Source organism: Micromonospora sp. NPDC048063, from assembly GCF_043202855.1.
GTDB lineage: Bacteria > Actinomycetota > Actinomycetes > Mycobacteriales > Micromonosporaceae > Micromonospora.
Map to the genome: position 1 here is coordinate 1 of NZ_JBIDBG010000031.1, position 24543 is coordinate 24543.

General features: G+C 68.9%; 19 protein-coding genes and 7 pseudogenes. 10 read left to right on the forward strand and 16 right to left on the reverse strand.

Translation table 11 applies throughout. The features are described 5' to 3' along the window. The 3 genes and pseudogenes from ACGFZ2_RS33355 to ACGFZ2_RS33365 form a co-directional block, all read left to right on the forward strand. Window positions 1-93, forward strand: a pseudogene (locus ACGFZ2_RS33355) (DoxX family protein); the annotation flags it as partial. 310 nt (window positions 94-403) lie between these two features. After that, window positions 404-1597 (forward strand): hypothetical protein, encoded by a 1194-nt coding sequence (locus ACGFZ2_RS33360; RefSeq protein WP_393270133.1) that lies wholly within the window; start codon window positions 404-406, stop codon window positions 1595-1597. Window positions 1598-1934: 337 nt separating this feature from the next. Beyond that, window positions 1935-2303: pseudogene (locus tag ACGFZ2_RS33365) on the forward strand (ADP-ribosylation/crystallin J1); the annotation flags it as partial. A 448-nt stretch (window positions 2304-2751) separates the two neighbouring features. On the opposite strand, the gene ACGFZ2_RS33370 reads toward ACGFZ2_RS33365, so the two are convergent. The 5 genes and pseudogenes from ACGFZ2_RS33370 to ACGFZ2_RS33390 form a co-directional block, all read right to left on the reverse strand. Then, complete coding sequence (locus ACGFZ2_RS33370) at window positions 2752-3693, reverse strand: aminoglycoside phosphotransferase family protein (RefSeq protein WP_393270136.1); 942 nt, start codon at window positions 3691-3693, stop codon at window positions 2752-2754. Between the two features lie 109 nt (window positions 3694-3802). Continuing rightward, window positions 3803-3949, reverse strand: a pseudogene (locus ACGFZ2_RS33375) (Type 1 glutamine amidotransferase-like domain-containing protein); the annotation flags it as partial. 118 nt (window positions 3950-4067) lie between these two features. Continuing rightward, window positions 4068-4178, reverse strand: coding sequence for a tyrosine-type recombinase/integrase (locus ACGFZ2_RS33380; protein ID WP_393270138.1), 111 nt, complete (start codon window positions 4176-4178; stop codon window positions 4068-4070). 353 nt (window positions 4179-4531) lie between these two features. Beyond that, entirely contained in the window at window positions 4532-5977 is a 1446-nt protein-coding gene (locus tag ACGFZ2_RS33385; RefSeq protein WP_393460781.1) for a DUF6461 domain-containing protein, read from the reverse strand. Beyond that, window positions 5878-6747, reverse strand: coding sequence for a hypothetical protein (locus ACGFZ2_RS33390; RefSeq protein ID WP_393460784.1), 870 nt, complete (start codon window positions 6745-6747; stop codon window positions 5878-5880). Before ACGFZ2_RS33390 ends, ACGFZ2_RS33385 begins: the two co-directional genes overlap by 100 nt. A gap of 508 nt (window positions 6748-7255) precedes the next feature. Between ACGFZ2_RS33390 and ACGFZ2_RS33395 the strand changes: the two genes are divergently transcribed. Beyond that, a complete protein-coding gene (locus tag ACGFZ2_RS33395; protein ID WP_393270145.1) occupies window positions 7256-8464 on the forward strand; it encodes an MFS transporter in 1209 nt (402 codons plus the stop codon). 264 nt (window positions 8465-8728) lie between these two features. On the opposite strand, the gene ACGFZ2_RS33400 is transcribed toward ACGFZ2_RS33395, so the two are convergent. After that, a complete protein-coding gene (locus tag ACGFZ2_RS33400; RefSeq protein WP_393270148.1) occupies window positions 8729-9355 on the reverse strand; it encodes a GIY-YIG nuclease family protein in 627 nt (208 codons plus the stop codon). A 272-nt stretch (window positions 9356-9627) separates the two neighbouring features. Here ACGFZ2_RS33400 and ACGFZ2_RS33405 point away from each other — a divergent pair, with 272 nt between their 5' ends. Then, window positions 9628-10014 (forward strand): hypothetical protein, encoded by a 387-nt coding sequence (locus ACGFZ2_RS33405; protein ID WP_393270150.1) that lies wholly within the window; start codon window positions 9628-9630, stop codon window positions 10012-10014. Window position 10015: 1 nt separating this feature from the next. On the opposite strand, the gene ACGFZ2_RS33410 is transcribed toward ACGFZ2_RS33405, so the two are convergent. Both ACGFZ2_RS33410 and ACGFZ2_RS33415 read right to left on the reverse strand, forming a co-directional pair. Next, entirely contained in the window at window positions 10016-11248 is a 1233-nt protein-coding gene (locus tag ACGFZ2_RS33410) for an IS110 family transposase (protein WP_393460787.1), read from the reverse strand. Between the two features lie 706 nt (window positions 11249-11954). Beyond that, window positions 11955-12431: a DUF6326 family protein gene (locus ACGFZ2_RS33415; RefSeq protein ID WP_393270152.1), complete on the reverse strand. Its 477-nt coding sequence runs from the start codon at window positions 12429-12431 to the stop codon at window positions 11955-11957. Between the two features lie 231 nt (window positions 12432-12662). On the opposite strand from ACGFZ2_RS33415, the gene ACGFZ2_RS33420 reads away from it, so the two are divergent. Both ACGFZ2_RS33420 and ACGFZ2_RS33425 read left to right on the forward strand, forming a co-directional pair. Beyond that, window positions 12663-13751 carry a sensor histidine kinase gene (locus tag ACGFZ2_RS33420; RefSeq protein WP_393460790.1) on the forward strand — a complete coding sequence of 363 codons (1089 nt, stop codon included), beginning with the start codon at window positions 12663-12665 and terminating at the stop codon, window positions 13749-13751. After that, window positions 13748-14404, forward strand: a complete 657-nt coding sequence (locus tag ACGFZ2_RS33425; RefSeq protein WP_393270158.1) for a response regulator — start codon at window positions 13748-13750, stop codon at window positions 14402-14404. The genes ACGFZ2_RS33420 and ACGFZ2_RS33425 overlap by 4 nt, the downstream gene beginning before the upstream one ends. 330 nt (window positions 14405-14734) lie before the next feature. Here the strand turns inward: ACGFZ2_RS33425 and ACGFZ2_RS33430 are convergent. Further along, window positions 14735-14899 (reverse strand): annotated as a pseudogene (locus tag ACGFZ2_RS33430) (transposase); the annotation flags it as partial. Between the two features lie 220 nt (window positions 14900-15119). On the opposite strand from ACGFZ2_RS33430, the gene ACGFZ2_RS33435 reads away from it, so the two are divergent. Next, the gene (locus ACGFZ2_RS33435) at window positions 15120-15866 is read left to right on the forward strand and encodes a hypothetical protein (RefSeq protein WP_393460793.1); all 747 of its coding nucleotides are present in this window, start codon (window positions 15120-15122) and stop codon (window positions 15864-15866) included. Window positions 15867-15899: 33 nt separating this feature from the next. Here the strand turns inward: ACGFZ2_RS33435 and ACGFZ2_RS33440 are convergent, their stop codons facing one another. The 3 genes and pseudogenes from ACGFZ2_RS33440 to ACGFZ2_RS33450 form a co-directional block, all read right to left on the reverse strand. Beyond that, complete coding sequence (locus ACGFZ2_RS33440; protein ID WP_393270164.1) at window positions 15900-17618, reverse strand: leucine-rich repeat domain-containing protein; 1719 nt, start codon at window positions 17616-17618, stop codon at window positions 15900-15902. Window positions 17619-17711: 93 nt separating this feature from the next. Further along, the gene (locus tag ACGFZ2_RS33445; protein ID WP_393270167.1) at window positions 17712-18068 is read right to left on the reverse strand and encodes a DUF4158 domain-containing protein; all 357 of its coding nucleotides are present in this window, start codon (window positions 18066-18068) and stop codon (window positions 17712-17714) included. Window positions 18069-18091: 23 nt separating this feature from the next. Further along, window positions 18092-18304: pseudogene (locus ACGFZ2_RS33450) on the reverse strand (DUF4158 domain-containing protein); the annotation flags it as partial. A gap of 200 nt (window positions 18305-18504) precedes the next feature. Here ACGFZ2_RS33450 and ACGFZ2_RS33455 point away from each other — a divergent pair. Continuing rightward, window positions 18505-18956, forward strand: a pseudogene (locus ACGFZ2_RS33455) (transposase family protein); the annotation flags it as partial. Window positions 18957-19002: 46 nt separating this feature from the next. Here the strand turns inward: ACGFZ2_RS33455 and ACGFZ2_RS33460 are convergent. Beyond that, window positions 19003-20206, reverse strand: a pseudogene (locus tag ACGFZ2_RS33460) (IS256 family transposase). On the opposite strand from ACGFZ2_RS33460, the gene ACGFZ2_RS33465 reads away from it, so the two are divergent. Further along, window positions 20093-20416 carry a hypothetical protein gene (locus tag ACGFZ2_RS33465; RefSeq protein ID WP_393270261.1) on the forward strand — a complete coding sequence of 108 codons (324 nt, stop codon included), beginning with the start codon at window positions 20093-20095 and terminating at the stop codon, window positions 20414-20416. The pseudogene ACGFZ2_RS33460 and the gene ACGFZ2_RS33465 overlap by 114 nt on opposite strands. On the opposite strand, the gene ACGFZ2_RS33470 is transcribed toward ACGFZ2_RS33465, so the two are convergent. The 3 genes from ACGFZ2_RS33470 to ACGFZ2_RS33480 form a co-directional block, all read right to left on the reverse strand. Further along, window positions 20380-20505: a hypothetical protein gene (locus ACGFZ2_RS33470; protein ID WP_393270170.1), complete on the reverse strand. Its 126-nt coding sequence runs from the start codon at window positions 20503-20505 to the stop codon at window positions 20380-20382. The two genes, ACGFZ2_RS33465 and ACGFZ2_RS33470, sit on opposite strands and share 37 nt — an antisense overlap. Next, window positions 20502-20669, reverse strand: a complete 168-nt coding sequence (locus tag ACGFZ2_RS33475) for a transposase (RefSeq protein ID WP_393270173.1) — start codon at window positions 20667-20669, stop codon at window positions 20502-20504. Before ACGFZ2_RS33475 ends, ACGFZ2_RS33470 begins: the two co-directional genes overlap by 4 nt. 260 nt (window positions 20670-20929) lie before the next feature. Continuing rightward, window positions 20930-24535 (reverse strand): S8 family serine peptidase, encoded by a 3606-nt coding sequence (locus ACGFZ2_RS33480; protein WP_393460796.1) that lies wholly within the window; start codon window positions 24533-24535, stop codon window positions 20930-20932. Window positions 24536-24543: the final 8 nt, after the last annotated feature.

A 24543-nucleotide genomic window follows, 5' to 3' on the forward strand; every position in this document is an offset into this window, starting at 1 on the left:
GCGGGTAATTTCCGACTCGGCGCCTGGGCACTTTTCTTCGGACTCGCTCTGGCCGCACTCACCGTCAACCTCGCCTACCATCCGGACGCTTGATGCAACTGGTGGGCGGGGGTCGGCGCTGAAGGTCATATCGGCGTCGGTGCCTACCAACGTGTCTGACAGCGTGAACCGCTGCACTCGCGTCCGAACCGGCACGTCGCCGGTGGACGGCCGGTGCGCTATGCCGATGAGCGAATGGCATCCGATCATCGACATGACCGGACGCCGGCGACCGGCGCCGACATCCCCCTCGGTGACGAGCGCTTCGCGGCAGATCCGGATAGCTGCGGCAGATCGGCGAGTTCGAGGTTATAGCCGCCAGCCCGGCATGCCCGTCTGTGGGCGCTTCTCATACGGTGTGGCGGTGGAAACCTTGGCACAGATGCGGTCCGAAGCGACGCTCGAGCGGTTGCTCTGCCACCCCAGGCTGCCGTTGATAGCCGGTTGGGACACCGAACGCCCGGCGATCCGGATCTGGGAGTACGCGGTCGGGCAGCTGCGTGAGATTGGCGGTGTCGGTACGGATTCGGCCGTCTACGACGCCATCGGCTATGACCGGTTCAAGCGGACACCCTCTGCCGCTTGGCATCCGGGTGAGCCGCAGCTGGTCATAGCGGACGGCCACAGCACGGCCTGCTGGACTCCTTCGGGCATCACCGCGATCGATGGTGTTCCGCCGACCGAGTACCAACGGGAAGTGGCGTTCAGTCCGGACGGTCAGACGCTCTGGTTGTCGCCCGGCGGCGGAGAGGAAGGCTGGGAGTCCTCCATCACGCTCCACCTCGCTTCCGGCACAACCGCAGTCGGCCCTCGTTGGGACACCGGTGTCGCGGCGTATCCGGGCGGTGGCCTCTTGGCCACTCTGCAAAGCGATCAGGGTGCCACGCTGGTGCTCTTCTCTCGAGACACCGAGCCGGTGCTGCGGCCAATGCGCCGGGCGTTGGTCCTCGACTGCGACGGCTACGAGACACCTATCTTTAGCCCGGACGGGCGGCATTTCGCGGTGCGGGGCAACGCCTACGACAACTCGCTGGAGGTGTTCGAGTTTCCTTCGCTGCGCCGCGTTCTCGGCCTGACACTCGGGGACCCAAGTCCGGGGTACCCGTACCCGCAGGAGTGGCTGGACAGAATGCGTGCCTGGTCGCGCCACAACGTTGCGTTCGGGCCATCTCCGGGTGTTCTCTGGATCGGTACGCCGGACGGTGCCGTCATCGAGTTCGAGATCGACGGGAAACAGGTGGCCGAGTATGAGGTGCTGCCCGGTTCGATGGTGACCGCCCTGGCGGCCACCGCCCCAGGCGAACTGATCGTTGCCGGCCGCGACGGCACGCTTCTGGTGCTTTCGGGGGAACGGGCCGGCCCCACCGAGGCGTCAACTGCCGCAGTGGCCGAGTTCCTTGCCGGCACCTCTGAGGCTTCGGTCATCGACATGGACCAACTTGATCTCACCGACGGAAACCGGACCTGGCAGCCCGGCGAGCTGGAAACGGTCACCGACGCGTCAGACAGCGACCCCTCATGGCTGAAGATCCAGGCCGCCATGAACAGGCGCACCTAACCTCGACGCTGGGCGTCGTGCGAAGTTGCGCATCGCGGTTTGGGCGGCAAAGACGTACGACATCATCGCCTCGGCGTGGGCTGTGGTCGGCCATGCCGCGCACAAGATTCTCAGCGGGACGCCTACGAACATTGGAATGATCGGCTGCGCTGATCTCGGCACGAGCGGTCGCCTGACGGTGTCGGTCTCGCAGGTGCGGCCCCCTGACGCCCGCTCGCGGCAGATCCGTGCACCTGGGTTCCATGTGCCATCGACCTGATCGAACTGACCGCGGTAACGTCCGGGGCCGCCAGCATCAGAAAGTTTCAGGCGTGGCTCGCCACGTCACGCGATAACCATGGTTGCAGGGAGCAGACCCATCGACGCCTCCGACACGATCACCCTGTGGCGGCCCACCGGACAGGCCGAACTCGACCTTGTCGCGGCGTCCGGATGGCGCGCTTGGCCACCACGCCTGCCGGACCAGCCGATTTTCTATCCGGTACTCAACCGCTGGTACGCCACAAAGATCGCACGCGAGTGGAATGTCCCTGCCGGTGGCATCGGCTACGTGACCCGGTTCGAGGTCCAGCGTGCGTACCTGAACCGTTACGAGGTTCATCAGGTCGGTGGCCGCGACGTGCTGGAGTACTGGATCCCCGCAGAGGAGCTTGCCGACCTCAACGCCCACATCGTCGGGGCGATCATCGAGGAAGCCGACTACCGCGGTCCCGTGGGCGACCAGGAGTTCACCGACGCCCACCACGCGCTGGGCAGAGCACTACCGGCCGCGTGGCGGGCCTACCTGCAAGGTGCGTCGTGGTTCCGGCGAGGGTGGATGACAGGCGGAACCTATGTTTGGCTCAACACGCCACGCGAGATGCTTGAACTGCACCACGTATGGGACGAGAGCACCGACGCGTACCCCGGCATCGCGATCATCGGCGGTGACGGATCCCGCGAACAACTCGTGCTCGACCTGCGCAGCGACCCCGCACCGGTACTGCTGGTCGACATCACCAGCAGCGGATGGGACAACGCCATCCGGCAAGCCGATGATGTCGGCGAGCTCATCGACCGCATCGAGGCGGGCACCTTCGCGTTCGACTTCGAGGATTAGCCGACATCGGCGAGCGGCCCAACGCGCACCTCGCGGCAGATGAGTGCGTTCACGCTCACCGCACTCGGTCAGACTCTAGGAGGGGAATCGTCCTCGCTCGGGCAGCCCAGGCATCGACGATGCGGTCCAGGGTGCGCCTGCCCCACCGGCTCATCGTCGGGTTGGAGTCGAGGTAGTACCAGACCAGCCCCATCGCCTGCTGGAACGCCCAAGCCATCCCGCGCCGCCACTGGACGTCGCCGCATCCGAGCTCGCGGCGGAGGATGCCGCGCTGGTGCTCGTCGAGGAGGTGCCAGGCCGCCACGAGGTCGAGCGCCGGGTCCGCCGGGCCGAAGCCGCCGCCGTCCAGGACGCCGACGAGACGGCCGTCTTCGACGAGGACGTTGGGCGGGATGAGGTCGCGGTGGCACATCGTGTCCTCGTCGACCTCGGGCAGCGTCCGAAGCTCTGCCCAGATCCGCCGCAGGAGGGGTACGTCGAGCAGGTCCTCGCTCTGCCGGAAGCATGTCTCGAGCCATTCGTCGTGGTCCGGGAGGTGCCCGCCGCGACCGACGCCGTCGAAGCGTCGCCCACGGGTGTCGGCGGCGCGCATCCCGGCGATGAGCTCGGCCAGGTCATGGGCGAACGCGTTCGACCCTGCAGGGTCCTCGACCGTCGCGTCGTGGCCGGACAGCCAGGTCTGGACGCTCCACGGCAGCGGATAGCCCGCGCCCGGCTCCCCGAGCGCCACCGGCTCCGGGGTGGGCACGGTGGCGGCGTCGGCCAGTTCACGCGCGGCCTCGGCCTCGGCCGCCAGCGACCCGCGGGCCTGCGCCGGGTCGTGACCGACCAGCGGGAAGCGGGCGGCCAGGTCGTCGCCGATCCGGAAGATCGCGTTCACGGTCCCAGGCGTGCGCAGCTCGGTGACCGGCAGTCCGCGCCACTGAGGGAACTGCACCTCGACCAGCTGGCGGACGGTCTGCGCGTCGACGTGGAGCTGGTCGGCGTGCATCGTCATGCCGCCATCCTCCCGTCGGCGACCGCGGGTGTCCTCCGATTTTCGCGCGACAGGCTCGGCACCGTCGCCCGACCAGCCGCCAGCGCCCGGTCGAGACGACGTCCACCTTGTCGCCGCGGACCCGGATCGCGGAGTCGTCGTCGAGCAGGTAGAGCGGGAAGTCCACGCTCGCCGCAAGCCGGTCCGCCCATGCCTCGTCGCGGTTTGGGAAGGACGGGGAGTCGAGGTGAGGCTTGACGTACCAGTCGAACAGCACGTCCGCTCATCGACAAAGCCGCGAGCGCTGGCTATGTCCCGGAGGCCATGTACGCGGCCAGGATGTAGTTGAGGTGCCGGTCGAGGTTCTTGCGGATTCGGTCAGAGCGCATGGTGGTTCACGGGTCGGCGTGGCGGGCGGCGATCCGCACGTCACGCCGGCTGACGCCGGCGTCGAGCATCGTCGTCACAAACGTGTGGCGCAGCATGTGAGGGTGCATCCTCGGCATCCGGATGCCCTGCGGCCTGAGCTCGCCGATCGATCACAGCCCGGCGTACCTGCCTGTTCGTCGCCGTGGTCGCGGCCGGTGTGGCGCAGCGCCGCGATGTCCAGTTCGGTGACCGCCAGGTCGAGCCCGGGATGGTCGCGGGCCAGCGCGACCAGGGCAGGCGCAAACGGTACGCACAGCGCTCGGATACGCGCCGATGCGTACCGTGCCGGAAAGCCCCCGACGATGCCTGCGGCCTGAGCAAGGTGCTTGAGCCGGCGGGTGGCGGCGTGTCTGTCAATCCGTACGCCGAGGGTGTTGCGCAGGATGGGCCCGCTGGTCCGGAGCGGCAGATCCGGGCGGCGGCTGGGCCGTCATTGTGCAGTGGGTCTGATGGTCCAGGCCTGGGCGTTGGCGACCAGGTTCGCCGCATGCGGGCCGGCGGCGTAGCGGGCCGCGTGCATGGTGTCCGTGGCCGCCGCGACGGGGTCCGGGTTGGTCGCGCGGTGGAGGGCGAGCCAGACCCACCGGTGTTCGCCGTCGTCGAGTTGGGATCGGCGGGCGCGTAGGTGCGCGTCCGGGGTCAGGGTGCGGGCGGCGATGCTGGCGGCGATGTCCGGGTCGTCGCCGAGGCCTGCGTAGCGGGCTGCCTCCGCGGCGATCCACCAGGTGAGGTCCCGCAGTTCGGGTTCGGGTAGGGCGGTCAGCGCTTCGGCGGGAATCCCCGGCGCGGTGACCTCGGGCAAGGCGGGGCCGAGGCGTTTGCCGCCGGGTTTCGGCCGGCGCGGGTACAGCGTGGGCAGGTCCGGCACGATCCGGAAACCGATGTCGGCGGCCTCGATCCGGGCCAGGTCTTCGGCAGTGATGCCGTGGCCGGTGAATCGCTGTACCGCGACCAGGCCCATCAGCCGCTTGTTGCGGTAGTGGTCGGCGAAGTCGAGGTCGGCGAGCGTCGCGGTGACCGGTGGTGGCGCGTCGACGTCGCCGAACGGTTCCACCCGCAGCAGCACCTCGCCGCGTTCGGCGAACGACAGCCGGGTCACGGCGTTGATGTTCCAGAACATGCTGGCGGCCCGCCCGCCGGCGGACACGCGGGTCAGCACGGGCGCGGTCGAACCCTGCCAACCGTTGTACTCGACGGCGAGCACGGCGTCGCCGACGTCCAGCATCGCTACCCACGGATCGATCGACTGCCGGCGCATCAGGTCATCGTTGATGGCCCGCATCGACTCCGGTCGGGCCGGGTCCGCGCCGAAGGCGCGCAGTACGTCCGCGACGTTCGTCCCGGTCACCACCGTGACCGTCGCGGCCTCCCCGAGGGTGCTGTGGCGCAGCCATCGGTAGGCGGTTTCGGGCTGGTCGGGCCGCGCCGGCTCCGGCTCGCCGCGCAGCCGATGGCCGAGCCGGTCTCTACGGGAATACACGATCTCGGGCGCGGCGGGCGCCTGCCACACCACCAGCTCGTAGTACTCGGCGTCGCGTTCGTCGGTGTCGTCCCTACCGCGGGCGTGCACGCGCAGCCGGTAGTCGCCCGGCCAGGGTGGGGTGACCCGGCGCAGGTGCGAGTCGCTCGTGTGAGGTCCGACCACCGAGGCGCCGCCGACGGCCGCCCGCCAGCTGACCTCGACGATTTCCTCCCATCCGGTCGCGACGTCCGGCGGTGGCCCGTCCAGGATCCGCAACCCGATGCGGACGTGCCCGGTCTCGACGCCGGTGCGGATCACCGCACCGCCCGGCACGACCGCGACCAGCCCGTTGCCGCCGAAGTCGGCCTCTGGGACGCCAGCGTCCTCCAGCAGCGCGAACCGGTGCCCGAACACTGGTGCCGACCCGCTGGTCTGGCGGGCAGCAGGTACTCCGCCCGGGCCCGGTCGAGGACCGCAGCGGCGTAACCGGCGGGCATCGGGGCTTCGCGTAGCAGCAAGACTGCGGTGCCGATCGCGACGCCGAGCACCGCCGGTGGTTCGATGGCCCAGGGGTGGATGCCCACCCGGTGCAGGACGGCGACGGTGGTAGTCACGGCCAGCGCGAGCTGTGCCGCGCCGTGCGCTGCGGCGATCCCCCGCTCGTCGGTGATTGCAGGCGCCACCGCCAGCAGGGGGGCCACTCGCGCGTGAGAGGCCAGCCGGCGGGCCAGCGCGGCGACCAGTGGCACCGCGCCGGGCCGGATTTGCTCCAGCACGGCTACGCCGGTAACCGCCTCGCTCTGCCCGCTCATGCTCGCGATGCCGAACGTGCCGGTGCACGGCTCGCCCAGGAGACCGGTCAGGTCCGGGGCACCGGCCAGGTCCAGTTCCCGCACGGTCAGTTCCAGTGCGCCGAGCAGGCGTTCGATCAGCAAGGGAGGCAGCGAGCCGAGCGCTTCTCGCACCGGCGAACTGCCCGATCCGGCCACGCCGGAGCGGAACTGGGCCACCGCCGGGTGCCGGACGGCCGATCCCCGGATCGGCCAGGTTTCGCCGTCAGCGAGTGCCCGCAGCCGGCCGAGCTCGGCCGCCGGTGCTGTCGGAACACGGGCAACGATGAACGGCAACGCAGCGGCGACCGGACCCGACAAATCCGCCAATACCGCATCAGGAATCTCGACCACAGCACCCCCGCCGCCCGCCTGTACAGGACGGCACATTCTAGCCATCGATGATCTTACAGTCGGTGACAGTTTTCGCGTTCCCGACCAGCCTTCCCAGGACGCGCCACACTGCGGCGAGTCGCGCTCATCGGCATGTGCGGACGTCGCCCGGCTGACAAGCAGGAGTCACCAATGCTGACGCCTTCGGACGCGCCGAAGAGGTCACCGTTCAGGAAACCCTGCTCACAGGTTTGCCGGGTGGGATTCGGGTCTCAGCTCGCGGGGTCCAGACCGCCGCCACCACGACGACAACCAGAGCCACACATCGATGCGGCCTGCCCTCGTGCTTGGCGTCGACAGGCCTCAGGGCGACAGCCGGACGGCGGCAGAACCGGCGACTTCCATCGTGCATCAGATGAGGGCGCCGGCCCGCGCCGCGACCATGCGGTCACGGCGACGCAGGTCACCCGTCGACGGTCGCGGCTGAAAGCCGCCAGCAACCGCTCGTCGCTCATCGTTGACTTGGTGAATGTCGATCTTCACTACATCTTCGACCGCCAGTGCGCGTCGTACCGATCACAGGCCGCCTCTGCTCGGCTGGTTGGGCGTCGTCTGGGTGGCGATCGGCATCTTCGCCATCGTCACCGCCGAGATTCTGCCGATCGGCCTGTTGACCTCGATCGGGTCCACGTTCGGTGTCTCCGACGGCACGGCTGGTCTAACAATGACCATGCCGGGCGTGCTGGCGGCGCTGTCGGCACCCACGGTCGCCGTCGCCGTCGGCCGGCTCGACCGGCGGCTTCTGCTGTGCGGCCTGATGCTCCTGCTGGCTGTCGCGAACCTGCTGGCTGCCACCGCGACCTCCTATCCCGTCATGGTGACGTCCCGAGCGCTCGTCGGAATCGTGATCGGTGGCTTCTGGTCGATCAGTGCCGGTCTTGCCGTACGGCTGGTGCGGCCCGAGCAGGTGGGTGTGGCAACTGCGGTGATCTTTTCGGCCGTGCCGGTGGGATCGGTCTTCGGCCTTCCGGCGGGGACCTTCATCGCCCAGTACGGTGGCTGGCGCACCGCATTCGTCGTGCTCGGCGCGTTGAGTGTGATCGTGCTGGTGGCGTTGATGGCGGTTCTGCCCCCGCTGCCAGCGGAGCTACCGGTCAGGTTCACCGCGCTGCTGGACCTGGTGTCCGGTCGCACCGGCCGCACCGCAGTGATCCTGACGGTCCTCGTCGTGACTGCGCACTTCGGCACCTACACCTATCTGACCCCGTTCCTGCAACAGGTCACGGGCGTCGGCTCGGTGACCCCGTTTCTGTTGATATACGGCCTCGGCGGCGTCGTGGGCAACTTCGTGGCTGGCGCGAGCGTGCGGCGACGGCTGCGGGCCACCCTGATCACCGGCGCCGCCGCACTCGCCTCGGCCACTGCGCTGCTGCCCGAGTTCGGCGCCACAACGATCGGCGCGATGATGCTGCTCGCTCTGTGGGGCGTCGCTTACGGAGCCGTGCCGATCTGCTCGCAGTCCTGGTTCACGGCTGCGGGCGCGACCGAGGCCGCGTCCGTACTGTTCACATCGTCGTTCCAGGCCACCATCGCATTCGGCGCGATCCTCGGCGGCGTCGTGGTCGACGCAACGTCGCCGTCGGTACTCATGATCCTCGGCTCTGGTGCTGCCTTGCTCGCCGCGCTCATTGCGGCAGGGTCGACGAACCCGCAACAAGGGATCAGTGGCACCAGATGATCGACGGTCCCATGAAGATGCCCGCAGCGAAGCCAGAGGATCAGCAGGCAACACCGCCTTGGTGGCGTTCGCAATTCGGCTACTTGTTTCATTGACCTGCGACCGTGGCCCGGCCAGGCTTCGGTTGAGGCGCCCGGGCTGTCGCTCTCAATTCGGCTGCCTACGCTGGATGAGCGGACGTTGCCGGCCTGCGAAGCGGGGTCTTGGGTGCTGACGCTCTCGGGCTCGCCGAAGCACGCACGTGTACGCATGCCGCGTAACCAGTTACGGCGTTCGCGAGGGCTCGGCGGGACGGCTGCTGGCGTTGTATGAGTTCTTGGCGGCGACCACGGCCGGCTGAAGGTGCTCGGGGTCGACACCGTGCACGTTGAGCGGCGGGTGCACACGCCGGACAAGTTCGGCCTCGACGGTCGCCGGCTCCGCGTCTTCCGCCCAGGTCAAGCGCAGGTGCGTGTGCATCCACGCGGTCAGCCGTGCCTCATCCTCAGCAACCAGGACGACACGGTCGGTCCAGGTTGTCCGGTAGCCCTCGGCGAGCAGAAGCCCGGCCAAGGTACGGCGCAGCGTCGAGCTGCCCGAACGCCTCAGATGGTTGCGCAGGATACGCCCGCGCAGGCTGGTCGCTCGTCCGAGGTACAGCAGTCGTAGCGACGGGGCGTTCTCATTCGGCGGCCCGGGGAGGTCGGGAAAGACAGAGGGAGCAGCCCACCAGGCGTAGACACCGCTGCCAGGGCTGAGCCGCTTGACAGCGACATCGAGTCCGACCGGCACGCCGGAGAGCAGCCGCAGGACCTCTTCGACCCAAGCTTCGTCGCCAGGGACGTGGTCGGGTCGCCATTCGGGAATGGTCATCGACACGCCATATCCGTCGCGCACCAGACCCGCCTCCACGCATCGTCCGTGGCCCCGGGCCGCTGGTCCAGGCGTCGGACTGCCGGCAGCCACGTTACGAAGAGACCTACCCCAACACCGCAGGTGGCCGTGTCCCTATCAGCGGTCCGTCGACGCCACCCGACCCGGCGACAACACCCCCCCGGATCATGCGTACGACAGGGGAAGTAAGTCATACCGGGCCGGGCAACCGAGCAGTCCCCGGCTGGGGACGATCAAAAAGACCTCCGATCTCCTCAAGGGTCAAGTGGCGGGGTTGGTTGGATGGCGGAATGGACTACCGAAAGCTCTTCGCGGACGTGCATCGACGCCCGGGGATGTTCACGCTGGACGGCTCGTTTCACGACTTCACGGTCTTCATCCGAGGCTGCGAGGCCGGCAACGACTGGCAGCTGCTTGCAGGCTTCCGGGAGTGGCTGGTGGCCCGCTGTGGGCGCGGAGACAATCTGATCTGGGAGGCGCTGGTGCTGCACCAGGCGTTCCCGGATGGGCCGCCGCAACGCGAGCAGCTTGAGGCGGAGGCTGAGCTCAACCGGGTGGCTGTCGAAGCGCTGTTTCGGCTGCTTGACGAGTATCTGCAGCGACGAACAGAGCATGGCGGTCTGGCTAAGATCTTCGATGAGTACGTGACCTGGCGAAAGGCACAGAGCTGGTCGTGATTCACGCGGTAGCGGTGTCTTGCCGCGCCCCGAATGCCTTGGCAGGGTCGTATCGCTGACCGGTTGCCAGGCAGTGGTGGAGGCAGCCCAGGAGCCGGTTGAACAGGTTTCGTAGCGCCGCGGGGTGCCGGTCGCCATGGTCGCGGCGGCGTTGGTAGTGCTGCTTGGCGGGTTCGGCGTGGGTGGCGGCGACGAAGGCCCACAGGTAGCCGGCAGCGGCGAGCCGATCGTTTTTGACCTTGCGGTGGGTGATGGAGATGCTGCGCCCGGACGCGCGGGTGACCGGGGCCGCGCCGGCGTAGGCCTTCAACGCGCGGGCATCGGCGAACCGGGCGCGATCGTCGCCGATCTCGGCCAGGACGCGGGCGCCGGTCACGTCGGCCAGGCCGGGAAAGCTGGTCACGATCGCGTGGTCTGGGTGCTGGCGGAACGCTTCGCTGGCGGCCTCGGCAAGCTGGTCGACACTGGCGCACTCGACGTTCAGTGTCGCCAGCAGTGCCAGCGTCTGGGTGCCCATCGCTGCCTCCACGACGGCCGGCTGGCGCAGTTGCGGACGGCGTAGCGCCTGCTGCAGTTCGGCGGCCAGGTCCTCGACGCCGCGTCGGCGGCCGCCGCGACGCAGCGCGGCAGCGATCCGCGGCGTGGACAGCTTTGCAGCAGCTGCCGGTGTGGGTGCGATGGCCAGCACAGCCCGGGCGTCCGCACTGGTCAGGTTGCCCTTCCTGCCGTTGAACGCGGCAAGGAACGTGGGGAAGTACTCCCGCAGCAGCGACCGCAGCTCGTTCGAGGCCCGGGTTCGCCGCCAGACGGCGTCCTGGTGGGCCCGGGCCAGCACGGCAACGGCCTGGACCAGTTCGCTGTCGTGCGGCAGCGACCGGTGGGCATGGGCGTCAGTATGCAGGATGTTGGCCAGCACCACCGCGTCGGCGTGGTCGGATTTCTTGCGTGACACCGAGTACCGCTCCCGGTAGCGGGCCACCGCCATCGGGTTGATCGAGCACACCCGCCGTCCGCTCGCGCGTAGCGCCGCGACCAGCAGCCCGCGCGGCGTCTCGATCGCCACCGGGATCGGATGGTCGGCGCTGTCACCGGCGGCGGCCAGCATCTCCACCAGCGTGGTGAATCCGTCCAGGTCATCGCCGATACGGCCCTTGGCGACCAGGTGACCGTGCTCGTCGACCAGAGCGATGTCGTGATGCCGTTCCGCCCAGTCGATGCCGCAGTACACCGCCAACTCCAACTCCTCCTCATCTGTCAGTACAGGTGCGCAACCCTGGCGGAAACGCGCGGCGCCCTAATGACGAGGCTCTGTGGCCTACCCTCCGATGAGCCGTTCGCGATCCCAGCGACCCGCACGGTCCCGGTCTTCGCAGTCAGAGCTCGTCGGCTCCCGGTATGCGAGGTGTTCGCCGTGCGGGCGGGCTGCAACCACGATCAACATCTTGCCCAAGGTCGCGAGGTGGTCCGGCACCACCGAGATCCGCCCGTCTTGCACGAGACCTGCCGCGGTCCAGAGGTGTGCAGGCATGTCCTCGGTGAGCCGGACCACCACCTGAACGGCTCGCCGAGCCCACGCTGCCGATCTTTTTGGAGACCTTCAGAGGCCAGGTAACGGGCAGGCATCCCATGGACTACGGCGGGCCGTCCGAGGCTCATTAGGTAACGGGGACCGACGTCCCCGTGCGGGACGGCGACGGCAGCCCCGGACGCGCCTACGTTGATCCAGTGCACCGAGGCCCGTTCACGCGCTGGCCGAGGGCGGCCGAGGCCGTCCTCGGCGCCGTGCTGTTCGTGCTCACGCTGCTGTTCACCGACGGGGCGGGCGACTCAGTGGTGCTGCGCGACGTCGGCGCCGTCCCGCTCTGGATCGTGCTGCTGCTCGCGGTCGCTGTTGCCGGAGCCGCTGTCACCGACCCCGCACACCGGGCCTGCCTCGAGCGTCACACCCCGGCCTGGGCGAGGTCGCGGCCGGCGGTGGCTCGAATGGTCCGGGGCCAGGTCCATGCGGCGCGCAGGATGAAGGCCAGGAGCAGCAGCTCGAGTCCGACGGAGAGGCCGTAGAAGTAGAAGTAGGTCCAGGACTCGCCCTCCGCGTTGTACACCGAGACGGGGACGTAGAGCGTTGCCACGACGAGGTTGGTGGCGCGGTTGACACGGGCGGGGAGTGTCGTGGAGAGCAAGATCATGAGGATCGGGATGGCCACGAGCGTGAGCGCAAGGGCGACAAAGGTAGGGCCGGTGTCGAACTCATGAACGACGCCGACCAGGATGTCGTCGATGAAGCCGGGCTTGTACAGGGCGAGGTAGTCGACGTAGATGTAGAGGAACATGAAGCTGGCCCAGGCCGCGGCGAGCTTCGCCTGGACCGGGATGTGCGCTTCCTGGAGCGCACCGACTGGTCTGTCGTTTCTGGTCATCACGTCTCCTGTGTGCTGGCGTCAGCCAGGTCGGCTCACTCGATGTCTTAACCATGACCAGCGTTGACGGGCACCACCTCCGCTTGCGGGCTCGAGCTGTCCTGGCCGCAGGCACGGGACATCCGCAGTACTTTCGACTGATCCGCCCAAGCGGCGGGCCCCTTACGTTGTCCGGGAGGGGGAAGCATGCTTGCTGGGATCTGGGCTGAGCCTCGCCCCGCACGCCCGCCGGTGCGGGTCTGGCGGGACTGGGCGCTGTCCTCGGCTCTTGTCGCGATCTCGCTCGTCGAGGTACTGCTGCGCGACGACAGGGCATGGGCGCCGCTGCTGGTCGGTGTCAGCGTCGTGGTCGCGGCGTGCCTACTGTGGCGACGCACGCGGCCGCTGGCCGCAGTCACCGTTGCCTTCGGAGCCGTTCTCGCGTTCGACATCGCGAGGATCGCGGTCATTGATGCCACCGGTCTGCTGGGCATCGCAGGGCTGCTTGTGTTGCCCTACGCCCTGCTGCGCTGGGGAGCAGGTCGCGAGGCTGCCCTCGGACTCGGCATCATCCTCATCTGGCTACCCGTCACCCTCATCGCGGACCCGACCTCACCCGCGGAGAAGGTCGCCGGTTACGGCTTCTTCCTGTTCTCGGCCGCGCTCGGCGCGGCAGTGCGCTACCGCACCAGAAGCCACGACCGCGACATCGAGCAGGTGCGGCTTCACCAGCGCAACGAACTCGCCCGCGAGCTGCACGACACGGTCGGCCACCGCGTCTTGGCCATCGCCGTCCAGGCACAGGCAGGTCGCGCGCTGTCCGCCGCAGATCCGAAGCGCGCGCTGGCCACCCTGGTCACCATCGAGGAAGAGGCGTCCCGGACGCTCAAGGAGATGCGAGCCCTCGTGGGCGTGCTGCGCGACGGAACAGACGCCGATCTCGCCCCCCGGCGAGGGGTGGTGGACGTCGAACGACTCGCTCGTCCCGGCGGAGAGGTGCTGGGCGTCCGCGTGCAGGTCTCCGGTGACGTCGAGGCCGTTGAGCCAGCAGTCGGCACCGCCCTCTACCTGATCGCCGCCGAGGCGGTCACCAACGCGACCCGCCACGCCTCCGGCGCCACCCACGTCACCGTCGACGTCACCGCATCCCGCAGCCAGGTGCACCTGCGAGTGCGCGATGACGGCGAGGCGAGTACGACCAGCTCCCCGCACGCCGGCTACGGGCTGCGCGGCATGGCCGAGCGGGCGAGCCTGCTCGGCGGCACCCTCCGAGCGGGACCTGACCCGGACGGCGGCTGGAGCGTCGACGCCTCGCTGCCTCGGACAGCGCGCGCGTCATGACCATCCGCGTGCTGGTCGCTGACGACCAGGACATCGTCAGGGCAGGGCTCTGCATGATCTTGGACGCCCAACCGGGCATCGCCGTCGTCGGCGAGGCCGCCGACGGCCGCCGGGCGATCGCCATGGCCCGTTCGCTGCGTCCCGACGTGTGCCTGCTGGACATCCGCATGCCCGAGGTCGACGGGATCGAAGCCACCCGCCAGCTCGCCGGGGCCGACGTCGCCGATCCTCTGGCCGTCGTCGTCATCACCACTTTCGACCTCGACGAGTACGTCTACGGCGCGCTGAAGGCAGGCGCCCGAGGCTTCCTCCTCAAGGACGCCGGCGCCGAGATGCTCACCCAGGCCATCCATGCCGCCGCCCGCGGCGACGCCCTGATCGCACCGAACATCACCGCGAGGCTCCTGTCCTCCTTCGCGAACAGCCGCTCGCGCTCGGTGCCGCCTGAGCCTGTCGAGCCGCTGACCGCTCGCGAGGAACAGGTCCTGCTGGCTGCCGCTCGCGGGCGGACCAACAGCGAGATCGGCGATGAGCTGTCCATCAGCCTCAGCACCGTCAAGACCCACATCGCCGCCCTGATGCGCAAGCTCAACGCCCGCAACCGCGTCGAGATCGTCATGTGGGCCTACGAGACACGCCGCGTCGGCACCTGATCGGCGCCCGCATACTCGAATCGCGGAAGCAGGAGCGCCGGGGGGCCGGATAAGGCGAGGAACTCACCTCGGGCGGGTTGAGTGGGCATGCCGCTGGCTTCGGGCGCACCGTCGGACGTCCGGCGGCTGTCCCTTCCAACACAGGTTGCGCCCTGCGGTGTCCCGGTCGTGTGTCACGGTGCTCGGTGCCCTGAAGGATCGACCGCCGTGTCGGCGGCGGCCGACCCGTTACGGCTCCGACATCCCGCAGGCGCGCTAGTCGTACCGATCGCCGTCGTGCACGACGACGGCAGGGCACGCGGGCCCGGCGAGCCGACGGCATCGAGCGCGACGTCCGCTTCTCGGCTGCATCGACTTCCGCCGCCCATCCAGCAACAGCCCCCGCAGATACGTCTCACCCTTCGCCCGCTGATCCGACCGAGCCAACGGGGTGAACACGTCCGCCGCGAACGCCTCAAGCCGCTGCCGCACAACCGAAAGCTCGTCAGGAGTCACCGCAACATCGAACTACCCGGACCCCTCTGACGCCCCAACGACACACCGACCTAACAAAGCACTACTAGACGGGCCACTCGAACGCATGTTCGGGCTGTCGCCCCCACGGAGTAACCTCGCCCCGTGACCGAAGCCTCTGGACACGACCCTCCACGACGGAGTGCCAGATTGGCTGGATCAGCCGCTCCGCGCATGGTTGAACCAAAGCATCAGCGAGTCGATGGCGCAGCGTGTCATGCTCCGACTTCATCTGTGGCAGGACTCCCGGTACTACGAGAAGCACAAGGACCAGCTGATCAGGGATCCCAGCCAGGACCTGCTGGCGATCATCGACGCCGCGCTTCAGCTACATCCGGCGTGGGGGTTGGACGGAGACCGGCTGTGGGACCAGCACCGCATGACGAGGGAGGACGTTGTCGGCTCCCTCGTTGCCCTGGACCCTCTGCTGAAGGATGGCGGGTCCCTCTACCGATGCGACTTCGAGCAGCACTGCTTAGTCCGCCGGGTGGATGACACGACGCAGGCTGCCGTCGACACGGCGATCAAGAGCGCCTCCGCCTCTGCCGCAGATCACCTACGTGCGGCGTGGACTGCGGCGTACGGCCTGAGCCCCGACCCGGACAAGGTCTTCAACGAGGCGATCCGGGCGGTGGAGGAGGTGGCCTGCCCGTTCGTCGAGCAGAAGAAGGCCGCGGCGAACTCGGCCACCCTCGGGACGGTCATCGGGGAGCTGGGCAAGAACGCCCCGCACAAGTGGGAGCTGATGCTGCCAGGGAAGGACGGCCAGCCGAGCGAGGTTGGGCCAATCGTCTCGATGATGGAGGCGCTGTGGCACGCCCAGCTCTCCCGGCACGGCGGCGCGCCGAAGTCGCGCCGGCAGAACCAGGACGAGGCGGAGGCCGCTGTGCACCTCGCCGTGCTACTGGTGCAGTGGCTCTCGACGGGTGTCCTGCGCAAGAAGTCCTAGGCGAGACCGAATCAGGGCGGCGTTGGCTCTGGTCTAGGAGCGGAAGTCGAACCGGGCCGCCGGATGCGCGGCGGTGATCCGGTCCCGGACCGCCTCGGGCAGCCGGTTGTATCCGAGGTCGACCGCCGCCAGCTCGGGCAGCTCGTCGAACTCCGTTGGCAGGTCCTCAAGCTTGTTGAAGGACAGGTCCACGACGCGCAGCCGGCGGAACGCCCCGATCCCGGCGAGGTGTTCGGCCCGCAGCTCGCCGCGGTCCTTGTCCGGGCCCCACCGGTCGATCCGCAGCTCCTTCAGCGCGCCCAGCGTCATGCCGAACAGCTGCCGCAGCACGGAGTGCGCCGGCTGCGCCGGGTGCGGGCCGATCCGCCCGCTGAAGCCGAGCACCCGCAGGGCGGGCAGTTGGCCGAGGTCCGGCAGCGGGACCGTGACCAGGCCAAGGCTGTCGCCGAGGTCGAGCTCCTCGAGGCCGGTCAGCCGGAGCAGCCTGTCCGGGATCGCGTCGAAGTAGTTGCGGCTCAGGTCGAGGCGGCGCAGGTTCGGGAAGGTCGTGACGGCGTCGGGGAAGATTTTCAGGTACCCGCCGCCGCCGGCCGCCATGGACACCTCCTCGATGCCGGTCAGGCCGTGCGCGGACTCCGGGAACACGAGGTTGGTCCCGTCGGCGACCAGCCGCCGCAGCCCGACCAGGCCACCGAAGGAGTCCGGCAGCACCAGCGGCGCCACCCCGGGCACGTTCCGCCACGGGGTCGACCGCACCGGGCCGCCCGACATCGCGGAGATGTCCAGCTCCTCCAGCCCGGCGAGCCGGCCGACGGCCGCCGGCAGGGCGAGGGCGTCCCCGTCCCCGATCTTGTTGCCGGCCAGCCGCAGCACCCGGAGCGCAGCCAGGTCGCCGATCGAGTCGGGCAGGGCGGTCAGCCCGCAGTGGCACACCGACAGGTGCTCGAGCCGGATGAGTTTGCCGATCGCCTCGGGCAGTTCGCCGATCCGGTTGCCGTCCAGCACCAGGGTGCGCAGCCACGGCATTCGCAGCACCTCGGCGGGGAACCTTCGCAGGTCGCGCCCGGTCAGGTCGAGGTGCTCGACCCGGTCGGCCACCGCGCCGGACACGTGGTCGCGCGCCCGTTCGGACGCGATCCGGGCTCCGGGCCGCAGCACCGGCAGCCCGGCCCGCAGCCGGTCCAGGAACACGTCGAGCATCAGCTCCTGCTCGTCGGCGTCCACGACCTCGGGCACGAAGGCGTCGACGATGGCCTGCCCGGCGAAGTCAGCGTCCTCGGAGTCGCCGTAGTTGTCCACCAGGCGCGCGCCCGGGGCGGTCACGACGACCGGGTGGTCACGCTCGATCACCCACGGCGTGTCGACGGTACCGGCCTGGAGAGTACCCTCGCTGTGCTCGCCGTACACGAAGTGGGTGAAGGCGCCGTCGTGGATGGAGATCTCCGACCCGCCGCCCTCCAGGGTCTCGGCCTCGGTGCGACCGGCGACGTAGAGCCCGGGGTGCTCGTCGTACAGCGCGATCCGCCCGGTGACCGTCAGATCGCCGGTGACCACGATCAGCTCGACGGCGTCCTCGCGGTCCGCGGCGGACATCTCGCGGACGGCGTCCAGGAAGTCCCCGTCGAGGGTCAGGTCGCCGTCGAAGAACAGCGTGCCGCCGTAGTTGCCGTCGAACGCGGCGGACAACGCGCCGCCCAGGCGTGTATCGGCATCGTCGAAGGACGTGAACACGTAGGTCGCGGGCGTCGCCACGCGGGTGATCATAGGGTACGCCCGCGCCAGCCGTGCGCACAGTCTATTGTGGAGCGAAGGGTCGAGCCCTCCAACCGGGCGGCCTCCCGGGGGTTAGACGGGCATCTTGTCCAGCAGATGCGCCTGCTCGCCGGCCACCGCCGCGTGCAGCATCGCGTGCATACGCATCCGCGCCGCCCGGCGCACGCTGGCCACCTGGTCCCGCAGCGTCGTCACACCCGGCAGCAGCACCCGCCGGGTCCGCAGCCATGCCACCGCCGCGTAGAACAACACCTTTGGTTGATCACCCGTCGTCCACGCCTGCTGATCCACCCACTCCAGTAACGCCGCCTCCGAGTCGGCGTAGCCGGTGAACCCGTACACCTCGCAGATCTCCCACTGGTGCTCGAACCGGGTCTTCTCTCGCTCCAGGTACGCCTGCGGTGGCGCTTGATCGTGCGGCCATCCCACTCGTAGAACGCCAGGTCAGTCGCTTCCGTCCTGATCTGGCGGGCAACGAACTCCACCGCCTCCGGATGCAGGTCAGCTCGGCCACGCGGGAACCTGCCGAACCGGCCGTAGAACCGCAGCAGCAACGCGAACCCGAGGCGCGTCTCGGCGTGCTTGCCCACCACGAGATCCAGCTCGGCGGGCACGAGCGTCCAGTGCTCAACCAGCTCGCCGATGTTGAGGGGAGATCGACTCACAACGGTCAATCATCGCGGTAGCGACCTTGCAACACAGCCCTCAACCGAAGATCAACTATTTGGCCCCTGGTCGCAAGATCCTTACCAACACCCCTAGGTCTACGGGCTCGGCGACCTGTGCGCTGACGTGGCCGCCAGAATCCGGCACCGGCTCGGGCGTTGCTGAGACATCCTGAGCCGCACTTCGGGATCATCGATGAATGCAGGTGTTCTCGGCTTCCCGCCCGGAGTTGATTCATCCGTTCAACCGGGCTGCACCCGGCGCAGATCCACCGGCTGGTGCGCCTGGTCGCTCGCCGTGGCGGGGACGCGATAGCCGACGGGCGCCCGGTACACCCCTGGGCCCTGACCGCTGCCAGACCGGGTTCTGCTGGTCGCCGTGCACTGGCGCACGAACCTGACCATGCGTCAACTCGGCCCATTGTTCGGAGTCTCGCACTCCGCCGCCCACCAGGTCATCGACACGGCCGGACCCTTGCTCGCGCTGGCACCGGTACGCCGCCGGCCGAAAGACCAGATCGCGATCGTGGACGGCACCCTGATCCCGACCCGCGACCACCGACTGGCCGCACAGAGCAAGAACTACCGATACTCGACCAACCTGCAAGTCGCGATCGACGCGAACACCCGCCTGGTCATCGCCTTGGGTGACGCAACCGGGTCTGTCAAACGAACGGTGTAACTCGGGTTATTGAGAGTTACTTGCGGCCTGCGGTCAGGCGGCCTTCGAACGTCATCTCGAAGGCGTTCAGGGCGGGTTTCCAGCGCATGGTCCACCGCCGGCGGTCCTGCCCGGTCGGGTCGAGGCTCATCACCGCGAGGTAGACGCATTTGAGGGCGGCGCCCTCGTTCGGGAAGTGGCCGCGGGTCCGGACGGCTCGGCGGATGCGGGCGTTGACGGACTCGATGGCGTTGGTGGAGCAGATGACGGTGCGGATCTCGGCGTCGAAGGCCAGGAACGGGACGAACTCCGCCCACGCCTGCTCCCACAGTCGAATGATCGCCGGGTACTTTGTGCCCCACGCCTGCGCGAACTCGGCGAAGCGTTCCCGGGCGGCGGCCTCGGTCGCTGCCGTGTAGACCGGTTTCAACGCCTTGGCGATGGCGTCCCAGTGCTGCCAGCCGGCATAGCGGAACGACGCCCGCAGCAGGTGGATGATGCAGGTCTGCACGACCGCCTCGGGCCAGGTCTGCCCGATCGCGTCCGGCAGACCCTTGAGCCCGTCGCAGACCACCATGCACGCGTCGGTGACACCCCGGTTCTTCAACTCGGTGAGCACGCTGAGCCAGAACTTCGCGCCCTCACCGCCGTCGCCGGCCCACGGTCCGAGGATGTCCCGGTTGCCGTCGACCGTGACGGCCAAGGCCACATAGATCGGCCTGTTCGCGACCTTGCCGTCGCGGATCTTGACGTGCACCGCGTCGAGGAAGATCACCGGGTAGACCGGGTCGAGGGGCCGGTTCTGCCACTCGGTCATCCCGTCGACGACCTTGTCGGTGATCGTGGAGATCGTCTGCCGGGACACGTCCGTGCCATACACCTCGGACAGGTGGGCCTGGATCTCCCCGGTCGTCAATCCCTTTGCCGACAAGGCAATCACCATGTCCTCGACCCCGGACAACCGGCGCTGACGCTTCCGCACGATCTGCGGTTCGAACGTGCCGTCGCGGTCGCGGGGCACCTCGATCTGCACCGGGCCGACCTCGGTCAGCACCGTCTTGCCCCGCACCCCGTTGCGAGAGTTTTCCACCGTTCTTCCCTGCCGGGTCGCCCTTGTCATAGCCCACGTGATCGGTGATCTCACCGTCCAGAGCGGCTTCCAGAACCCGCTTGGTCAGCTGCTGCAGCAGCCCGCCCTCACCGGTGAGCTGCAGACCCGCCGCACGAGCCTGTTCCACCACCTGGGCGACGAGCTGATCGTCGACCCCGTCTCCCACCGGCCGCGCCGGTCCACGCTTCGCCACCTGGTCAGTATCGACCTCGGTGATCACGACATCCGTCATCAAGTGCTGCTCCTTGATCAGGAGTTACACCGTTCGTTTTACAGTCCCTACAGAAGGTTGAAAGATCAGGGTTACGGCGGTTCGGGGTCGAGGGGCAGGCCGGTGTGAGCGAGAAAGCTGGTCAGGAGGTCGGGGCGGTACTGGATGCGCTTGAGCCGGTTCTGCACCACAGCGGCGAGCTGGTCCACGCCGGTCACGGCGAGGTTGCGAGGCTGCGTTTGACGTGTGACCAGACGTCTTCGGTCGGGTTGAGGTCAGGGGCATAGGCAGGCAGCTGGATCGCGTGGAGCCAGTCCCGGGCCGCGGCCAGTTCGCGCATCGCGGCGCTGACGTGGGTGTTGAGGTTGTCCCAGATCAGCACGATCGGCGCCTTGAGGTACTGGTGAGCGGCATCGAGCAGGGCGAGTAGTCGGTCTCGGCGAAGCTGCGCCGCTCGCCCTTGCGGGGACGGTGGACGCGTCGGAACGCCCTCGGTACCACCTCCAACAACTCCTCGGCGTCCGCCACACGCCAGCGCCCCGACATGACGTCAGCGTCAGCCACGACCGCCTGCCACGTTCGCGGGTGATCGGGGCCGCTGACGGACTCGTGGTGGTCAGCGGCTCCCGATCACTCGACGTGTCAGCGCACGTCGTACGCGCGCGTGATGGTCTGGGAGACCTTGGCTCCCTTCGCATCGGTGAGCTCGACGCGCAGGCTGACCTGCTTGCCGGAGTCACCGGAGTGGTCCACAACGAGGTCCGCCCCGGAGGACGTCAGGCGCGTCGTGCCCTGGACCCAGGTGATGCCGCCGTCCGTCGAGGTCCACACCCTGGCGGACTCGATGGCACTCGCCGGGTAGCCCGGGTTCGCCTGGACCCTGGCCGGGATCGTCACCAACCCAGCGGCGACCGTCTTGAGGCCGTCGGTGGGCAGGTCGAGACGCGGAAGGAGCATCGGCAGCGGGCGGCTGTAGACGTCGGGTTCCTCGTGCGAGTCGAACGTCCACGACGTCTGGATCAACGTCGAGCGCTTCCAGAACTTCGCCGGCGCCCCGATCTTCTCCGTGGTCAACGTCAGCTCGTAGGTCGAGTCCTCTGACGGGACCTTGAAGACGTCGTAGGGGTAGATGCTCTTGCCCACGGTGACACCGTTGCGCTTGAGCTCGAGCTTGCCCAGGTCGCCGAAGCTGCCGGCGTCGGCCCAGTGCCCTGCGCTGTCGGCCCAGATCGTCGGAGCGACACCGATGAGCTCACCCTGCCGCTCACCGATCATCTGCGGCACGCCGTCGTTGTTGTTCCGGACACCCGGTGCGAGGATCCCGCCGTGCCACGAGTCGGTGACCTCCTGGCCGGGCCTGAAGGTCCGGAAACGGTCGCTCATGACCTCGCCGAACGGGAAGCTCGAGATGACGGACTTGTACCACTGGGTGCCATCGGCGGTGAGGTACTCCGTCCGGGTGTTCGGCACGGCGAGGGGGTCGCTTCCACCGATGCCGAAGGCGACAGTGCTCGGACGCCTGGCCACCGTCAGGTCACCGAAGTCGGTCGTGGCACCCATGCTCGAGTACGTCGCGTTGATCCGACCGAGGGAGGAGTCGGCCACGACGTGCTTCTGGGCCGTGACGAGCTGGCCGTCGGAGAAGAAGCCCAGCGTGTAGGCGTACCGGCTTTTCGCCTGCGCCGACCATGTGATGGTCACCGGACCTGCCGCGAGCTCAGCGCCGAGCGCGGCGCCCTCGCTGGCGGACAGGCTGTAGACAGGCAGTGGCGTAGCGCCGAAGCCGGCGGTTGGGAGCCACGTGCCGGGGTCGTCGCGGTAGACGAGCAGTGCCTTGGCGCCTGCAGCCGCAGCCCTCGTCTGGATTGGGAAGTCGCTGCCGCCCGGAATGTGAGCCACGGCCACCTTGCCCGCGACGCTCACGGCCGCGAAGTCGGCGGCGGTGCCTGCTCCGACCGAGACGGCCTCCGCAGTGCCCTGCCCGTCGAGGTTGCCGACCCCACTGCGCGGCGAGAGCGGGTGCAGGGCCAGCCCGCCGGACGTCGTCATGGACGAGACGAGCGGGGTGATCCTCCGGCTCCAGTGCCCGAACTCGAACGATCCGTCACCGTTGGCCACCTTGCCGGTGATCTGAGCGTAGATCTCGCGCGTTCCGGGACCCGTGGTCATCGTCCCCGCGTGCAGCCAGTTGTTCGGCCACTGCCGCTCGAAGGTGAGCGTCGTCGAGCGAAGCTCGCTGGGCTGCTCGGTCGAGACCGTGAGCGGGTGCGCCTGGCGGGCGTCGAGGACGAACGAGGTGTCCTTGTCGATCGTCACCTCCGGACGGGCGAGGTACGCCACCGACGCTGGAGCCGACGGGTTCGCCGCCCCAGGGGTAGGCGTCACCGCGAACGACGTGAGGAAGTAACGGCCCGGGCGGACGGTGTAGGTCTGCGCCTTTCCGCTGGTGAAGCGCCGCTCCCCCTTGGACGTGTCGGTGTTGACCAGGTCGACCGACGACAAGCTGGCGGCGAGGTTGCCGTTGCGGTCGATGACGGACACCGTGACCGTCACCGACGGGGCGGTGGCGTAGAGGTTGAAGGCGGTCGAGACCCGCTGGCTACCGTCGGTCGCGACGATGCGGGCGGTGATGTCGCCGAGCGAGCTGTCGGGGATGTTCGCCCCGAGCTGGACGGTCACCGGGACCACGACGCTCGCCCGGGCCGGGACGGCGACGTGCTGCGGCAGCTTGAGCAGGGGCGTGTTGACCGGTCGGCCGTCGTTACCGGTGACCCGCTCGACGGAGAGGCGCAGGTCGACGGGAGCGTTCCCACGGTTGGTGTACGTCAGGCTCTTCGCCTCGTAGGCCTTGGTCTGCGGGTAGGCGAAGGCCCCTCCGTAGACGCTGGACTGCCCGGTGATCTTCTGGGAGAGCATCCGCGCGATGTCGAGACGACCCGCGCCGACCTCCTGTGCGGCTCCGGCGACGGTCGGGTCCGCCGAGGAGGTGAGCAGGTCCTTCAGCTGCGCACCGGTGAGGGTGGGGTTTGCCTCCTTCGCGATGGCGGCAGCGCCGGCGACGTGCGGCGCGGCCATCGACGTACCGGACATCGCCCGGTAGGCGTACAGGCCGCGACCGCCGGCGGCGGCTGCCAGGATCCCCACGCCGGGCGCGGCGATCTCCGGCTTCAGGACATGGGTGCCACCCACCGGGCCGCGGCTGGAGAACTGCGCGGTCGCGTTCGTGGAGTCCACGGCGCCGACGGTGAGCGCGGACGTGGCGCAGCCCGGGCTCGAGACCGTGTTCTGGGACGAGCCGATGTTGCCCGCCGCGATGACGAACAGGCTGCGGCTGGAGCCGGAGAGCTCGTTGACGGCCTGGGAAATGGGGTCGTCACAGGTCGTGGTCGGCTGGACGCTGCCCAGGCTCATGGAGACGACGTCGGCGTTGTGCGCCACGGCCCACTGCATGCCAGCGATGATCTGGGACTCGAAGCCGGCGCCCGAGTCGTCGAGGACCTTGCCGATGAGCAGGTCCGCACCCGGGGCGACACCACGCTCCTTGCCACCACTCGCAGCTCCGGTGCCGGCGATCGTGGACGCGACATGCGTGCCGTGCCCGACGCGGTCGTCGGTGCCGGTCGCGGACCCGGTGAAGTCCTTGCTCGCCTTGATGCGGCCGATGAGGTCGGAGTGACCCGCGTCGACCCCGGTGTCGAGGACGGCCACGGTGCTGCCCGCACCGTCGAGTCCGGCCTGCCAGGCGACGGGCGCGCCGACCTGCGCGGTCGAGTCGGCGAGTGTCGCACGCAACGCGCGGTCGAGCCAGAGCTTGGCCAGACCGTTGCCAGCGCCCGAGCTCGCGTCGGTCAACTCCGCCCAGGCCGCCTGGACGTTCGACTTGTCAACGGCGTACGACAGCGAGTTGACCGAGGTCAGAGCGCTGCTGTCGCTGGCCCCGGTCGGCGTGGGCGTCGAGTCGGTGACCGTCCGGCTGCCGTCGTCGTACTCGGCGATGACCCGGATCGCGTCGGCGTGGGCGTCGTCGAAGCCCTGGTCGACGAGGCCGGTCACGTTGAAGAGCTCGCGGTCGACGAGGTCTGCCGCGAGAGCCTGCGCCGCGGTGCCGGGGAAGACGTAGAGGTTGTCACCGTCGCGGAGCGTCTCGTGGTCGGGGACCGTACCGTCGTCTCCGGGCAGCATCTGGGCGATCGGCTGGCCGTCCGCCGCGCGGGTGAGCCGGACCCGGTCGCCGGAGATGAGCGTCACCGTCGCCG

What these genes read in the sequence shown, in the direction of transcription:
- ACGFZ2_RS33415 (WP_393270152.1), bottom strand. Translation starts at nt 12,431, where the DNA reads ATGACCAGAAACGACAGACCAGTCGGTGCGCTCCAGGAAGCGCACATC.
- ACGFZ2_RS33435 (WP_393460793.1), top strand. Translation starts at nt 15,120, where the DNA reads ATGGCGCAGCGTGTCATGCTCCGACTTCATCTGTGGCAGGACTCCCGG.
- ACGFZ2_RS33380 (WP_393270138.1), bottom strand. Translation starts at nt 4,178, where the DNA reads ATGCCGAGGATGCACCCTCACATGCTGCGCCACACGTTTGTGACGACG.
- ACGFZ2_RS33370 (WP_393270136.1), bottom strand. Translation starts at nt 3,693, where the DNA reads ATGACGATGCACGCCGACCAGCTCCACGTCGACGCGCAGACCGTCCGC.
- ACGFZ2_RS33425 (WP_393270158.1), top strand. Translation starts at nt 13,748, where the DNA reads ATGACCATCCGCGTGCTGGTCGCTGACGACCAGGACATCGTCAGGGCA.
- ACGFZ2_RS33395 (WP_393270145.1), top strand. Translation starts at nt 7,256, where the DNA reads ATGTCGATCTTCACTACATCTTCGACCGCCAGTGCGCGTCGTACCGAT.
- ACGFZ2_RS33405 (WP_393270150.1), top strand. Translation starts at nt 9,628, where the DNA reads ATGGACTACCGAAAGCTCTTCGCGGACGTGCATCGACGCCCGGGGATG.